Raw genomic sequence first — 16,434 nt, 5'->3', positions numbered from 1 at the left:
CCCCTCCTACTTTCTTACTTGATTCCTGAATGGGCCATCGTGTTCATCACTTGGCTCTGCAGTATGATAAATATAACGAGATTCGGTATGAACATGATCAAGGAGGCAGCAGCTGCAAGTCCTTGTCCTGCTACATTATTACCGTCCACCGTTGAAGTTAAGGTCGACATGTAAAAAGAAAATGTCTTCAGTCCCTCATCGTTCACATAGAGTGACGAGCTTTCGATACTGTTCCAAACGAGCTGGAACGATAATATCGCAATCGTTGCGATAGCCGGCTTTACGAGCGGAACGATGATCCGTACGAAGATCTGAAAATCAGATGCTCCGTCAAGCCGTGCTGCTTCGAGCAATTCATCCGGTATCTGGTCGATGAACTGCTTGACCAGGAACAACCCGATCGGCATCGCCAGTAGCGGGAGGATATGCACCAAGAACGTGTTGATCAGTCCCAGTTCGTCGATTAAAAGGTAGCGCGGAATGGCTACGGCCGCCGGGACGAACATGAGCGCGAGCGTGTTGATCTCAAAGATCGCTTTTTTCATCTTGAAATTTTTCTTAGATAGCGCGTAGCCTGCCATCGTGCTGATGATTACGGTAAGGACAACAACGATAAGCGTAACGACAACACTGTTGAACAGGAAACGCGACATCGGTACTCCCGTATCATTCGTTTTCGTAAACAGGTCCACAAAGTTTTGAAACGTTGGCTTGTCTACAAAAAAGCGCGGCGGATACGCGAACAATTCATCAATTGGTTTAAATGCATGAAAAAATATATAGACGATCGGCAAAGCCATAAATATAGCCAATGGAATCAAGAATGCAAGGAACTTCAATTGGCTTTTATGAAACTTTGACGGGTTCATCTTTGTCCCTTGAAAGGCCGACATGTTTATCACTCCCTAACGTCTAGTCCTTTTCTCCAAACAGCCTCCAGGCTACTTTTGAGAACGCATATACAACAATGAGAAGAACAACGGAGATCGCAGCGGCATATCCCATTTCGTAGCGGATAAACCCATAGTCCTCCAAGTGGTTCACCATCAGCTGACCGGCATATTGCGGTGTCGGGTTCGCTCCCGACAAGGCAACACCGATCGCCCCAGCCTGAAATGTTCCGACCACTGCCATAACAGCGCCGAACAGCATCTGCGGCTTCATGGAAGGAATCGTAATGTAGATGATCTCCTGAAAACGATTGTTGATCCCATCGATATAACCTGCTTCATAAATCTCTGTGTTAATATTGAGAACGCCAGATAGCATGGCAAGGAATCCTACTCCCATACTGCCCCAGAGTGTTACGAAGATCATAATCTTCATTAAATATTCAGGGGACTGCAGCCACTGGATCGGCTCCAGCAAAACACCCATCGTAAGAAGCAAGCTGTTCAAATAACCGGTTTCATCTCCGCTGAAGATGATCGTCCAAACAACCGCCATCGCAACACCTGCTGTCATCGAAGGTGAGTAGATGACGAGCGCCAGGATCGTCCTCATTCGTTTCGGTACTTGAGCGAGTGCCCAGGCGAGAATGAACGATAAGACATACCCGCCTGGTCCAACGATAAGGGCAAACGTTAACGTGTTCGGCAAGACTTTCTGCATGAACACTTCATCTTGCGTGATCAGACCAACGTAGTTGCTCAACCCGATAAATGTTGGGGTCTCGATCGCGTTAAAATACGTGAATGACAATAGGATAGCCGCCCCAACGGGTATGATGATAAATGTTGTAAACAGGACGATGTACGGTGCAAGGAACATCCAATGTGAGTGGTCTCGTTTAGTTGTTTTTGTTTTCATTCTCATCCCCTGCCCAACTTTTCACTTGTTCGATCGTAGGAATCGGATACGGCTTGACCATCTTGCCGTCCTTTACATACCCGAACTCTTCCATTTTTCTTTTGATCTCCCGGTCGATCGCAACGACGGAATCATCGACTGCCGACCTTGGGTTCACCCCGTCGAATACAATGCGGTTCCAGATGTTAGAAAGCTCACGCTCGATCATATAGGAACCTGGATTCTTCGGAACTTCGTATAGATACTCCCATTGTTTAAGGATCGTTTTCTTATGCTCTTCCGGCCAAGGAAGGTTCTTAAAGGCTTCAAGGTTGGACGTGTTCCACATATATTCTGGTCCGTACAGCATCTGCAGATTTGTCGCGAACTCGGTCTGTGTATCCGTAGACAGCCACCATTTTAAGAGCTCCCACGAATCTTCCTTGCTCTTTGTTCCTTTAAAGATCATCGCAGACTGTCCAGAACCGGTTGCCCATCGTTCGACTGTTCCATCTTCCTTTTTCACACCTGGATGTGGAGAGATATCCCACCATCCTGCGATTTCAGGAGCAGCAGCTGTCAGCTGAGTGTACGTAGTAAAGTTTGCCGTCCCAATCGGAAGCGTTGAGTAACGGAAATGGTTATAAAAGTTTGGCACTTGCAGCGGTAAGCTGTAGATTGTGTTCAATTCCGCCATGAATTGGATTCCTTTTAAAGATTCTTCAGATCCGATCGCCGTTTTCATGCCATTTTTTCCGTACAGATCACCATCGAACTGATAAACGAAAGGAGCCGTTGCCTGAAACGGTTTGAAACCAGTAGCACCTGCGATGTGAGTATAATAGTTCATCCCGTAACGCTGAAGTTCTGGCAAGATGCCCTTCACGTCATCCCAGGTATCCGGAACCGGCAAACCTAGCGCCTGCATAATATCTTTTCTATAAAATTGAACGAAGAAGTCTTGTGTTTCTGGCATCGCATAGACAGAATCACCGATCATAAGCGGTAAAAATGCGCCTGGTGAGAACTGTTTGCTGAACGCCTCAAAATCGTCAAACTGATGAAGATCAACTGCTGCACCACGGATAGACAACTCATATGGCAACCAAGAACTGATGCCGAGCGCGATATCCGGCTGCTTGTTGGAAGCATTCGCTAAAATAAGCTTCTGCTCTTCCGGCATGATCGAGAATTTAACTTTGATTCCAGTCTCCGGTGTAAAGTTCTGATCCGATAAGTTTTGCAATAGCTCCACGTATTGACGCGGCCTGTTCACCCATACTTCTAACGTATCCTCTTCTGCTTCACTCGCAGAATAGTTCTCCGAGAAGAACGATAAGAAGAATCGCTGGATGGAATCGAATAGTTTTTCCCAAAAGCCTGCTTCTGCATCAGGCACTTCCTTTTGATCACCGTGTACGTAGAAACGGTCGACCGTTAACGGCTGTTTCGGAAGCGTAACGAGCATGTTCCCCAACAGCTGTGCGGCTGATGATGAACCTTCTGAAAGTTCCGTCAGCCTGCTCGGGATCTCGTCTGGTTCATCGCTTAAACTTCTAAGCTTTTGTACGGCCATTTTTAATGAGACCATGTCTTTTGAATCTTCATCAGAATTGTCCAATGTGCGTAAGTATTTCAGTTCTCTTTCAAGCTCATCCGCCCAGCCGGCAAGCTTTTTATCGATACCCGGTATATATTCACTGATCTTCCAGCCACGGGCTGTATCCGTTTGGTTTCCAGTCAGTTTTCTGATCTCAAGCGTAAGCTCTTCCATCTCCCTCATGATGTTGTTCGTCGTATGAAGGACGGGCTCAACGGGCGAAGCGTCAGCTTCTAATCCGATCTCATGCTCACCTTTAGAAAGGTAAAATAAAAAGGCCTTCCCGTTTTTATCTTCAAGCGTTACATTCGACCAGTTTTTATTAAAATCAAATGTGATCAGTGCTGCCTCAGAGAAAGGAACTTCTCCATCGATCAATAGTTTTCGAAAAACAGGTCCGGTCGTTTCTTTGTTCTGCAGAACTTTAAACGTCAGCTTGTAAAAGCCATCTTTCTTCGCGTTTACTTTCCAGTTAACGGTCTGTCCGGACTTTGTCCAAGATTCACCGCCAAGCGTGTTTAAGAGAAGTTTCTTCGGACTGCTCGGAACAGCCGATGTATCATTTGCAGCAAACGGCCGTATGTACGAGCTGTTCTTTTCGTAGTTCTTTTCTGCTTCCCGTGTGATCAGTACATCGTCAACGAGCTTCTTACTGCCATGTTTTTTTACATACTCTTTATAGCTTGGCAGTTTGCCAGGTGATGTCACGTACGCGTTCCCTAGAAGCATTTCACCCGATAAGTTCGTTAAAGTAATCGTATTTTTTCCTTTTTGCAGCTCGTATTTTAACGGTTCGGCTTGCAGCTGGCTCGCATCTTCTGCGGTGATCCGGCTCCACTCCTCGATCCGTTTTTGCTTTGGGATCATGTCATTTCCAAACCGGTCTTTCTCGAAGGTTTGTTTTGCATTCTTCCAGTTAGCCGGAAAAACAATTCTTCTACTCTCGTAAAATGAATATTTGCCGTTCACTTGAATAGCGCCCTCTATTGGAACAACCTCGTTGCTCAGCGGGTAATAATCAAAAGATAGTTCATAAAGCCCCGCTTCTTTTACATCAACCTCGTAAGATACGGATGCCTGGTTATGCCAATAGAAAACACGATCTTTGTATCCTTTGCTTTTCTCAATCGGCAGCAAGTTTTTTTCATCTGCTGTTTGAAAGTTTGAAGGAGATACGGACGCTTCAAACGTTGAAGCGTCCTTCTTTCCTTCTTTCTTCCAGTTTTCAAGGACGGTATGATAGTTTTCCTCCACGACTTGTTCGGCAGGTTTATCATTACTGTTCGTTTCAGCATTTACAAAATGTTGTGGAAAGATCAAGCACAGCATTAAACCTAACCAAAGAAATCTTTTAAACCTCATACTATCAACCTCCCCTTAAAATTCCGGCTTCTTATTTATCTTTTAAAGCCTCTTGTGCTTCTTTGCTCTTTTGGTCTGCTAATTGATCAAGCTGCTTCGCATAATCTTCAATCTTTAAGTTGCCTTTGATCACGTTATCCATGATTAAAGCTACTTTTGCATTTGCTTCATCTCCTACTTTCACTCCAGTTGGTGCTTCCCAGCGTGCATCCACATAACCCGGTACCGTTTTAACCGGCTCTACTACCGCATTATCTAAGTTGTCATAAGCTGTCTTGATTCCAGGCACTTCGTTAATCGCAAAGTATTCGTCTAAGATTTCAGGGTCTGCGTTAACAGGAAGTGTGTTTAAAGCTTTTCCTTCTTTTTGAGCAATCTCCATACGCTTCATGAAACCTTCTTTACCAAATGACATCCACTTCGAGAAAAGGAAAGCTTCTTCTGCATGTTTACTTGTTTTAGAGATACCAACAAAGTCGTTCGTTACGCCCGTTCTCCCACCAGGAAGTCCGATATAATCAAATTCAAACTGTCCTTTTTCGATGAGTGCCGGAATACCCCAAGTGCCGTCCCATTTCACAGCAACCTGGCCGTTCATCCAAACTTCCTCAGGATTTTCGCCTTTAAAGTTTGCTTTTAGATCATCAGGAAGAGATTCGTATGCATAGTTGTTCGTTGTGATTTCTTTTGCAAGATTTGCACCTGCAATAAACTCTTTTGAATCAAGTGAATATTGACCATCGTTCAATGTGTACCAGCCCATATCAGGGTTAACAGCAGCCGGATACCAGTCTGCTACTGAGAAAGCATGGTTTGTTCCAGCAACACCTTTTGAGATGTTTGTTACTTCTTTAATCGCTTTTGTGTATTCTTCAACCGAAAAACCGAACTCTGGATAATCCAGGTTTGCTTCGTTAAAAAGATCCTTATTTACTAAATAGCCTAAGAAATGCTGAGCGAATGGAATCGCATACACTTTTTCGTTGTAAGTTGCAGAATCACGAACTGCTTCTGGAATGTTTGCAAAGTCTTTGTCTTTTTCCGTCATTTTCGTAAGATCCATCAGCCAATCGTTGGATAAAGAAGATGGAATTTGCGGTAAAGCAAAAACATCAGGCATCTTGCCAGCACTTGCCGCTGCAGCTAATGTGCCGTTCCAGTCTGTTGTGCTGATTGATTCATCGATCTTTACCTTAATGTTTGGATATTTCTTTTCGAATGCCTTAATCATAAGACGCTCAAGGTTTTGTTCTTTTTCTGTACCAAGTGACCAGCTTGCATAAGAAATGGTCACATCTTCTTTTTTCTCATCGGTGCTAGCCTTTTCATCTGAGCTGCAGGCAGCCATTGAGAACACAAGCGCCAAGATAGCGATTAGTGAGAAAACCTTTTTCATAAAAAAACCCTCCAATGTACTAGATTTATAGATTTGAAGCCTTTACTGCCACAGGATTAAAAAGAATGCTTTCGGATTCGTCTCTCGAACGAATCACCACTTTGTACTGGTTCTCCGTCAGTTTGTGAACGAGAACGTTTTCGTTTTCAGACGGAATCCATTTACTTGACGTGAAAACGAACTCTTCTTCAGGCTGAGTGATTTTGATCGCTAGCTGAAGCTTGTTCTGATCATGCTCGGTGTTGTAGATCTCACCTGTTCCATATGTGATAGTCAGGTCATCTGTAAGTGGTACGTCCACCGGCAGCATGAGACCCATTCTTTGCGGAATGACGAGTTCTTTGCCGGCAAAAAGCGGCTCGCCTTTGTAATGAATGGCCGTCTTCTTTTTGAATTCATCAAAGTTTTGAATAAAGATGAAGCTGCCTGTTTCCGGATGAGTGCGGACCGTGATATCAAGCTCTTCTTCCAGCTGGAACCTGCTCTCGATCCCTGCTCTTTTTGCAAGATGCACAATCGTATCGTTCTGATAGTAAAAATTGTGATCCATACCGATGCCAAACATGACAAGCTTTCCTTTACCAAGCGGTTTCTCAAAAGCGATCACGCTCTGGTTATCGTCCTCTGCCCACGCAAATGCGCCACTTTCAATGTCGTACAACTCCTGCCTTTGAACAGGTATATTGTCCATCTCACCGATCTTAGCGAACCCATGGCTTTTATGTCCTTTAACCGTGACGCCGATATAATCTTTCAAAATCGTACATGGTACGTTTTTCATCGTTTTTATCGGAATGGTCGGGAACAGGATCAGCTTTCCGCCATTTTGGAGATAGTTTACGAGCTTCTGTTGAATGTGCTCGTCCATCCACTCTGTCGCGAACATCCAGAGTGTCGGAAGTTTTATAGGATCGAGTTCTTCTGAGTCCAATAGATTGACAGCGTCATAGATGATGTTGTTCACTCTGAGCGACTTAGCGATCCCGTTGTACAAATAGGCATCGCGATCATGGTGCATTTGATCGGTCATGCTTTTCGTATGCTCATCATAAAACTCGGTCATGTAGTAATCCGGATAAAATCCAAAATGAGTATCAACTTCAGGCTTCGTCTCGAGAAGCGGACGCTCGAATACGTGAAGCATCTTCCCGATATGCTGGATCACACTATAGTGCGGGGCCTTTTTTCCATCCGCGGTTAGTGGCGCCTGCCAGTCATGGCGTTTTCCGTGCAAACCGATATTTTCATAGTTTTCTCCGGCGGCGAACATGTAATAGTTCACACCGTTCATTCCGTCCGCAACACACAATCTGGTTGTCAGATCGTACGTCGGCGGCTGAAGTCTCGGTTTATCGCTGAGACATCCACCCTGGAACTCTGCTGAGAACAGCGGCTGTTCGTTCCATTGAATCGCTTTTGTAAACGCGTTTGCGAGCACGATATCTGTGTAGTTGTCGTACTCAATGTTGCCGATATAATAATCTCCAGCCATGAGGACGTTTTCAATCTTCGCCGTTTCTAACAGCTGTGAGATCCCGATCGGATACATCGTTCCCCGTTTCGTAAGGTCGATCGTATGGAATCCGTGGATGTTCACGACGAACGGTACGTCGATTCCCTTTTCTTCTGCAGATTGCTTTAAGTACTCGATGAATCTTCGGTAGTGCTCCCGGAGGAACAACCCAAATTCGTTTCGCAAAGCATGAGAGTAGATCGGTTCGGGTTTCTGAATCTTTACTTGTGCGAAGCTGCTGATATCCGCGTAAGGAACGCGGAATGTATGTTCAAATTCTTGCTGCGTGTATTTATTTGTTAGATGTTCTGTAAATTCTTTGAGCGTCGAATCGTTAAAGTCCGGCTGATTCGTCACCCAATGGAACATGCCCACTTCGTTATCGAGCTGAAAAAGAATGACCGATCCGCCATTTGTTGCAAGGAATGGTTTGATGACTGAACAAACTTTTTCATACCAGATCTCCACTTTTTCAAGAAAAACGGGATGGCTGTAGCTTACGACTCGTGTCGGATGCTGTTTTCCTTCGTTCGTCTTCGCCACCGCTTCAGGATAAGTATCGATGAACCATGTGGGAACACCGTGATCCACAATCTCCGCCATGACATAAGGACCTGGACGAACAAGACAAAACATGCCTTCTTCTTTTACGAGTTGAAGAAATGTTGCTAGATCTCGTTCAGGACGTGTCTCACCCGTTAAGTCGATCGTACCTTCTTCATATTCATGAAAGATCCATGGTACATACGTGCTGATCATGTTCGCTCCGGCTTCTTTCACCTGGCGGATTCTGGTTCGCCAATCTTTTGCAGGAACACGGAAATAGTGAAGTTCTCCGCCGAACAAAAGAGCTTCTTTGCCGTCCACGATCACTTTCTCATTTTTAATCTGAATCATCTTTCACCTCTTCACCCGGTAGTCCGGCATTCGTAAACGTTTCGGTTCTTTAAGGTTGTGGTTGAAACGTTTCAATTTTCTTGTAAAAAAAGAGTGAGGAACGAATTATCGAAACGTTTCACCGAGCTCCAAAAAAATTTAAGGCTTTACAATTTATTGAAACGTTTCAATGATGATATTATAATAAAACTTGAAACCGTTTACAATAGTACTTTTTAAATATTTTGAAATTTTATGGGTTACTTTTTACTTTCTTTCTCTAATTCTCATTCTCGGTTCAACAGGGAAACCTGGAGTTTTTTCAAGGTATTGTTTGGAGATGATCAACCCTTGTTTCGTTTTTGCCAAATCTCCTCCCCAAACTGGATCTTCATGTTCTACGCTCATGACTCCTGTATATCCGATCTCAGTCAGTTCAGAAATGAATTTTGTCCAATTGAGATCTCCCAATCCTGGTAATCGGTATCTCCACCAGCTGAAATCTGTTAATGTTCCGGCCCTCTTTAATTGTTCATGATTGATCTCTGTATCTTTTGCATGAACATGAAAAATTTTGTGCCCGAATTCTTTAATCGGAAGATACGGATCGATAAACTGCCAGATCAGATGAGAAGGATCGTAAGCCAGTCCTGCGTTAGGTGAATCCAATCTTTCAAAAAGCTTTCCCCACAGAACTGGTGATATGGCGATATTCCCCATGAGCGGACAGTTCTCAAAAGCGATCTTCACGTTCTTTTCCTCAGCAAGTTCGATCACGTCATGAAACAAAGAAACGACCTTTTCCAAACTATGCTCAGGTTTTGAACGGATGGCATCATAGCCATCGTAATGATCATCTTTCGCTGAAGCTGATATCCCAGTAGAGGTTACGACAACAGGGATGCCTAAATCACCGGCCATTCTTACCCGGTTATAAAGTTCTTTTTGATGTAAAGCTGCAAGTTCTTCGTCTTCACTTAAAAAATTTCGGCAATACGTTAACGCTGCGATTTCAATCTTTCTTTCGGAAACTACTTTTTCTAGTGAATGAAAAGGAATGTTTGGTCCTACTTCTAATGCTTGGAACTCTTGTTCAACCGACCAATTCACTAGATCTTCCATGTTGTCCATTCCGTGATGAACCAACGAATTCGTTAAAAAACCAAGTTTCATATCCTCACCTTTTTCTATTGGTTGTTTTAGTAAGCTTTGTTGCTTTTGGGAGTGGTTGATTTCCGTTCCAGGATGCTCGCTTTCCGCGGGGCGTGCGGTGAGCCCACTCGTCGCGTTGCGACATTGATTTGTCTCACCTGTCCCGCTGATCCCGCAGGAGTCTCGCACCTTGCACTCCAATCAACTTGCAAGGAAGCAAACACAATCCATCCTAAAATAATTTTTAGTAAGGCTGTTTCGGAATCATTGTTGTCCTTGAAAGTAGTTATTTTCCGCTGCAGGGCTCGCTTTCCGCAGGGTGTGCGGTGAGCCCAATCGTCGCTTTACGACATTGATTGGTCTCACCTGTCCCACTGATCCTGCAGGAGTCTCGCCCTTCCGCTCCAATTAACCTTCCAATGAAGAAGAGATTAAAAATAAATATAAGTAACAAAAATTAAGAAAAAAAGACTTTCTATTAACTCTTGTTGAATATGGCGTAGAGCAATGCTAGACTGGCTGCACCAATCACTCCTACATGTTCTCCCATAGATGAAGCTTCAATCTCAACTTTTCTTTTTTTATCCAGAAAAGACAGTCGGCGGACTTCTTTTCTGATTTCTGAAATTACGGGCAGCTGGGGATCAGCAAGCTTTCCTCCTATCATGATCTTATTAACATGGAGCATGTTGATAATGGAAGCAAGGACAGTGCCGATCTGTTTTCCAGCGTCTTTTGCTCCTGTTAGCATCTTCTCTTCATCTTGCTTGCATCCGGTTATAAAATCATCGATCGAATCGATCTGAAATTCTTTCATTATAGCGGCTTCAGAGGCGTATCGCTCCAAACAGCCTCGGCTTCCGCACCAGCAGGGAATACCGTCTGGCTGATAGATCATATGTCCCAGCTCGCCTGCTCCTGTCAGATCACTGCGAAACAATTGGTCTCTTAAATACATGCCGGAACCGATCCCTTGTCCAACATACACACTAAGAAAATTCGCTTCATTTTTGCAAGAACCGAACAGCTTCTCAGCAAGTGCCATTCCACGAATATGGTGATCCAAATATACAGGAATAGGAAAACGGGCAGAAATAGCCGATACGAGTTCGACGTTCTCCCACCCCATATGATCCGCTTCTAAGATTCTTCCATTTTCAAAGTCAACAAGTCCAACTGATCCTATTCCGATGCAGGATACGGGAACTTTTGAAGTCGCCAAAAAGCTCTCGAGTTCTTTTATTACAATAGCTAAAAAATCGTTTTGACCGATTTTTTCAGGAAGTGGAAAATGATGAAACTGCACCACTTTCCCCTTTAATGTCATGATTCCGAATTCAACACGATCACTGCGGATATGAACACCCGCAATACGCTTGGACTCTTCATTTAAATCAAGGACGATCGTTTTGCGCCCCGCCCTCTTTTCCCCGTTTTCCATACTGCCTGTCTCTGCTACAAGTTTCTCAGCCATCAATTCGCTGATTATGTTTGTGATCGTAGCTGGCGTCAGCTTCGTAAAAGCCGCAATTTCCTGACGAGATGGCTTTTCCAGCCTAAGAATTGTCTGCAGGACGAGTGAGCGATTTAATTGTTTTGTTCGCAACGTATTTTGACCGATGAATGACATACTTCCTGACTCCTTAATTGACTAGATTTTCACTTTGCATAGACGCAGTTCATGCGCACCGTCTTCTCTTGTATATTCATAATAGTACCATACGGAATCTTCATGTATGATCGCATCCACGTAACGAACGGCTTTGCCTGATGCGGTTTCGAGGGCTGGACCATCCACGTTTAGTTTGGCAAATGTACGCAGATCGAAGGAAACAGCAAGTGCCATTTTTTCTTCGTAATTCTGTTCTACACCGACACTGCCATCCCAAAGGACCGTGTATCCGTTTTGTGTTGGAATGATCGTGGTGAGACGTGATTGATACTGATCCCATCCTGCATCACTTACCGGGATCACTGTATCTACCCAATCAAAATGGAGCCCGTCTTCACTTATCGCTAGAGCTGTTGGCGCGACAGCCAGTCCTGTATTATGGACATCGCCCGTTTGGTGCATCTCTTCTGATTCAGCCGAATCCAATCCTTTTGCATAAACGAAATACATATAGTACTTGTTTTCAAGTTTCACGATATACGGGTCTTTTACCCCTTCGACTCCAGGACGGTCACTTGCAGTCAAAACCTTCTTGCGGTTTTCAACCTGAAATGATGATGGTGATTCTGCCTCAACAACATCGATGCGCCAGCGGTTATCAGCTGGATCGACATAGCTGATGTAGAGACGGTACAGATCATCGCTAACTTTTACAAGCGAAGAACGTTCAATAGAACTAGAGTTTAGTTCGCGTTTATGAACACTCCAAACGTCCGTAAAGTTCTCACCATCTTTGCTGCTCGCGATTCGGACTTCAAAGCCACGCTCATCTTCACCGTGTCCGCGTGGGTTGCGAAGACGGTAATATAAATAAAACGTCTCATCTTTGTCATCATATAAAACAGTTGGCGCGCCTGCCCAATATCCTGTTTCGTTTCCAAGCGGTGAGATAACCGTCTTTCCTTCTTCCGGGTTGAAGAGTGGTGCAAGATTCACGATTGTGTTCTGTGTTTTTGTTTGTTCCATTGTTGTAATCCTCCTTTAGTATTGAATCGTTTTAAAAAATCACTTCGTTGTAGAGTTACTTGGAGCGAAAGGTGGAGACCACGTCTAGGAAGAAATCTTCTGCCGGTGGTCGATGCCGTTTTACGGTACGTGTTCTTATATTTATTACACGTTCGCTCAGATTCATTGAGGTTTCGCTCAAAAACGTCGAGTTACGCTCAGAATCTTCTCGCTACGCTCAAACTACCTTTCGTTTCGCTCAAAATCTTTGTTTTTCGCTCAAAGTACATATTCTTTGCAAAGAATCTCTTTATTTAATCTCTGAAACAGAGACTTTTCTTCCTTCTTGACTGGATAATACAGCCGCATCTATTACTTTTGCCGCTTGAGCTGCATATGCAAACGATAAATCATGTTGTTGATTGTTTTTTACCGCCTCATAAAACTCTTCATATTGTTTGCCGCGCGCAAGTCCAGTGAACTTGTGCCTCTCCTCGATCTCGAGCTCTTCCAGTTCGCCTGACCACGAACCGTCAGCATTTCTTTTTCTTAAAAAGAGCTGGCCGTGCTGATCCATTGAAAGGGCTGCTTTCGTCCCCACGATTTCAAGACCATCGCCATCTTGCGGCAGAAGCCTTGAGTTGTTCAGCGTGATCATCGCTCCGTTTTCTAAGCGTGCGATCACAACGGCAAGATCATCGTTTGTAACAGGGGCTGCTGACGTACCTTCTGACTGGCGCGCTTGGATGAATGTCGCAAGTTCAGCCTGTACGCTTGTTATTTCTCCGCACGTTTCATGGAGAAAGAAATGAATAAGATCCACTTGATGAATGCCGAAGTCTGCAACTGCTCCTGCTCCAGACGTTTCTTTTTTCATCCGCCATTCGAGACTAACGTTTGGGTTTCCAATCCTTCCTCCGCCAAGCTTATGGCGGTATGAAAAGATGTCTCCAAGTTCGCCTGATGAGATGATCTCTTTGATCAGCTGCGCGTATGGATGGTACCGATATTGCATGCCCATGTAGTTGACGACACCCGTCGCCGCTGCTTCTTCAGCCAATTTTTTTGATTCGTGATAGTTGATCGAGAGCGGTTTCTCACATAGAACAGGCAGCTTCCTTTTGAACGCTTCTCTTGCGATCGTTCCGTGAGATAAGTTATCGGTGCAGATCACAACAGCATCTACTTTGTCCAAAAGTTCATCAAGGCTGGAACAGATCAGTGAAGAAGCAAGATTGTGCTGCTGGATCCAGTGTTTCGCGTTATCCGGGACGATATCGTAAACTGCTGAGAGAATCCATTCCGGATTCGCTTGGATGCCGTGCAGATGATCACTTGCCACACCGATCGTTCTTCCGGTTCCAACAATTCCGATTCGTAAGCTCATTTTGTGCACCTCCTATGAATGATTAAAAAACACAATTAATTAATTCATTAAATTTATTAATTTAATACTGATAATACCACCTGCTTATCAGCCAATCAACCTCTGAATATAGTTGTAACTTATTTGTAAACTATCAAAGGGATCTCCCGGACATTCATCTTGTTCCACCACATACCATTCAATCCCCGATTTTTCTCCCCATTCGATGATCGGCTTAACGTCGATACTTCCTGTACCGAGTGCAGCGTATGTCTCTTCTTCATCGGTCGTCATGTCTTTTAAATGGATGATGGGCATGCGATTTTGATACGTTTGGATAAACTGCAGTGGATCTCTTCCAGCCTTTTTCACCCAATACACATCGATCTCTGCCAAAACTTTATTTTGTTCTACAGGATCTAATATGTACTCCAATGCTGATTGTCCGTTGATCTTCGTATGAAACTCAAAATCATGATTGTGGTAGCTGACACGAAGATGTGGATGCGTTTCGGCTATTGAGTTAAGCATCTGTTTAACATGCTCATACCCTTCAGTTGTTCGGAGATCTTCAGCTAAGTAAGGACAAACGATATCCATTGTTTCATAAAGGTTCGTTTCGTTTAAAACATTCTTCATATCATTTTCCATCCTGTGGATCGGGATGTGCATTCCAGCCGCTTTTAGATTTAGTTCTTTTAAAGTGTGTGCGACTTCGGCAGGGTCATACTTGGGTGGCAGGGCTGAAATTTGAACACCTCTCCATCCCATTCTTTTAAGGTCTTTAAGAACACTAAAGAGATCTTGTTCCACTTCATGACGAAGGGTATACAGCTGTACGGCAAATTTTTCTATCATTCTTACACTCTCCTTTTTATTGAGCTGTTTGTACTGTTTTAAATGGCAATGTAACTTCTTTTCCGGTTCTAGCAGATTCATAGATCGCCAAAATGATCTCGAGCGGCTTCAATCCTTCTTCACCGTTAACTAAAGGCTCTCTATCTTCACGGATCGCATTCATCATGTCTTCGATCTGCAAGCCATGGGCATAGCCAAATACCGTTGCAGGGTCTGGCGTATCTAGATTTTTTGCTGCTAGATTAGAGGACGGTTCGGCAGTTTTTAAGTATAAATGGGTGAGTTTATCATGTTCGATAACTGCTGAGCCAGACGTCCCAAAGACCTCAAGTCTCGAGGAAAGACCAGGGTACGCACTCGTTGTTCCTACGATCGTTCCGAGTGCACCATGTTTAAATTTAACGGTTGCAACTGCAACATCTTCCACTTCGATTCTTTCATGGGCGAGTGTCGCCGTATGGGCAAAAACACTTTCAACAGGACCGACCAAGTATTGAAGCAGATCGATCGTATGGATAGACTGGTTCATTAATGCGCCGCCTCCATCCATGGCCCACGTCCCTCGCCAAGCTCCACTGTCATAATAGTCTTGCGTCCGATACCAGTTTACTGCACATTCTCCAAGCACTAATTTTCCGAGCTTTCCTTTTTCAACCAAATCCTTCACTTCTACCGTGGACTTATCGAACCGGTGCTGGGAGATCACGGCTAGCTTAACCCTCGCTTCCCTGCATGCCTGGATCATGTTGACGGCTTTTTCATACGTTACATCGATCGGTTTTTCAGCGATGATATGTTTTCCGTGCTGTGCAGCTGCAATCGCAATTTCAGCCCTCAAACCACTTGGCGTCAGAATGTTTACGATATCAATGTCTTCACGTTTCAGTAGGTCCTGATAATCGGAATACCCATCTACTCCGTAAGCTTCGGCCATATTTTTTGCACAATCTGCTGCCACATCAGCTACCGCGACTAGTTTTGCTCCTTTAATCTTTTGGATCTCGTCTGCGTGTGTACGGCTGATCACCCCGCAGCCAATGATTCCGAATCGAAACTCTTTTGTCATCTTGTTTCATCCTCCTTTTACTTGAGTGTTTGATAAGATGCTGTTCAATGCTTGTGAAGCCTGGTGAAAAAGTTTTGAATGGCTGTACCCTTCAAATTCACCTTCTGGACCTAGATGATGCTCGATGGATAAAAATCCGTTATAGCCATCCTCCTTTAGCTGGGTCAGCAGTTCTTCCACCTCCCCATCTCCTAAACCCGGCGGTACCACTTTAAAATCGGAAAAACGCGCATCCTTAATATGCATATATTCGAGGTATGGTTTTAAAAGGGGATAAGCTTTTGCATACGGCCTAACTCCGCATTGGACAAAGTTGGCGATGTCAAAGATAGCCCGGTAGTTTGGAGAATCAACCTCTGTGAGCAGATCTAAGCATCGTTCTGGAATATCACCGTAAATGCCCTTTTCATTCTCGTGTAGCAGAATCACGTTATTTGCTTCTGCTTTTCTTACCAAGGCTTTTGTTTTGTTGATGACATCCTCCCTGTAGGTGTATGGATTATGACCTTGAGGAATAAAATAAGAAAAAACCCTAATGTAAGCGGTGTCAAAAGTTTTCGCAAGAGCAATCACTTTATCCAAGTCGTTTAGCTGTGGTGAAAAATCATCCTGAATGTTGATCTTACCAATAGGTGAGGCAATGGATGATACACGAAAATCACGTGTATCGAGCTCTTCTTTTATGAGTGTAATCTCATGTTCGTTTAGCTCGATCACACTTTTTCCCCGTACACTTCTAAAGTCTAAAAACTTGATTCCTTCAGACTCCAAAACGTCCAATTGTTCCGTAAGATCGGGAGAAATCTCATCTCCAAAACCTGTTAATCTCATCACGTGAAC

General features: G+C 44.1%; 12 protein-coding genes. All 12 read right to left on the bottom strand.

The features are described 5' to 3' along the window. Window positions 1-14: 14 nt before the first annotated feature. The 12 genes from EV282_RS02665 to EV282_RS02610 all read right to left on the bottom strand — a co-directional run bounded on the left by EV282_RS02665 (window position 15) and on the right by EV282_RS02610 (window position 16,425). Entirely contained in the window at window positions 15-893 is an 879-nt protein-coding gene (locus EV282_RS02665; RefSeq protein ID WP_066293245.1) for a carbohydrate ABC transporter permease, read from the bottom strand. 19 nt (window positions 894-912) lie between these two features. Beyond that, the gene (locus tag EV282_RS02660; protein WP_130293559.1) at window positions 913-1,809 is read right to left on the bottom strand and encodes a carbohydrate ABC transporter permease; all 897 of its coding nucleotides are present in this window, start codon (window positions 1,807-1,809) and stop codon (window positions 913-915) included. Then, window positions 1,790-4,750, bottom strand: a complete 2,961-nt coding sequence (locus EV282_RS02655) for an extracellular solute-binding protein (RefSeq protein ID WP_130293557.1) — start codon at window positions 4,748-4,750, stop codon at window positions 1,790-1,792. Before EV282_RS02655 ends, EV282_RS02660 begins: the two co-directional genes overlap by 20 nt. A gap of 31 nt (window positions 4,751-4,781) precedes the next feature. After that, complete coding sequence (locus EV282_RS02650) at window positions 4,782-6,146, bottom strand: ABC transporter substrate-binding protein (protein WP_130293556.1); 1,365 nt, start codon at window positions 6,144-6,146, stop codon at window positions 4,782-4,784. 25 nt (window positions 6,147-6,171) lie between these two features. Then, window positions 6,172-8,556, bottom strand: coding sequence for a beta-galactosidase (locus EV282_RS02645; RefSeq protein WP_130293554.1), 2,385 nt, complete (start codon window positions 8,554-8,556; stop codon window positions 6,172-6,174). A 246-nt stretch (window positions 8,557-8,802) separates the two neighbouring features. After that, a complete protein-coding gene (locus EV282_RS02640; protein ID WP_130293552.1) occupies window positions 8,803-9,708 on the bottom strand; it encodes a sugar phosphate isomerase/epimerase family protein in 906 nt (301 codons plus the stop codon). A gap of 457 nt (window positions 9,709-10,165) precedes the next feature. Then, window positions 10,166-11,317, bottom strand: coding sequence for an ROK family transcriptional regulator (locus EV282_RS02635; protein ID WP_130293550.1), 1,152 nt, complete (start codon window positions 11,315-11,317; stop codon window positions 10,166-10,168). A gap of 21 nt (window positions 11,318-11,338) precedes the next feature. Then, window positions 11,339-12,325, bottom strand: coding sequence for a hypothetical protein (locus tag EV282_RS02630; protein ID WP_130293548.1), 987 nt, complete (start codon window positions 12,323-12,325; stop codon window positions 11,339-11,341). A 289-nt stretch (window positions 12,326-12,614) separates the two neighbouring features. Continuing rightward, window positions 12,615-13,691, bottom strand: coding sequence for a Gfo/Idh/MocA family protein (locus tag EV282_RS02625; protein WP_130293546.1), 1,077 nt, complete (start codon window positions 13,689-13,691; stop codon window positions 12,615-12,617). Window positions 13,692-13,778: 87 nt separating this feature from the next. Beyond that, entirely contained in the window at window positions 13,779-14,528 is a 750-nt protein-coding gene (locus EV282_RS02620) for a sugar phosphate isomerase/epimerase family protein (RefSeq protein ID WP_130293544.1), read from the bottom strand. Window positions 14,529-14,544: 16 nt separating this feature from the next. Next, window positions 14,545-15,594: a Gfo/Idh/MocA family protein gene (locus tag EV282_RS02615; RefSeq protein ID WP_130293542.1), complete on the bottom strand. Its 1,050-nt coding sequence runs from the start codon at window positions 15,592-15,594 to the stop codon at window positions 14,545-14,547. Window positions 15,595-15,600: 6 nt separating this feature from the next. Beyond that, window positions 15,601-16,425: a sugar phosphate isomerase/epimerase family protein gene (locus EV282_RS02610; protein WP_242611810.1), complete on the bottom strand. Its 825-nt coding sequence runs from the start codon at window positions 16,423-16,425 to the stop codon at window positions 15,601-15,603. Between the last annotated feature and the right edge of the window lie 9 nt (window positions 16,426-16,434).

Origin of the sequence: Fictibacillus sp. BK138, from assembly GCF_004216955.1 — a bacterium.
Classification (GTDB): Bacteria; Bacillota; Bacilli; order Bacillales; family Fictibacillaceae; genus Fictibacillus.
Note: the sequence above shows the minus strand (reverse complement) of the source record. Positions and strands in the feature narration are given on the sequence as shown.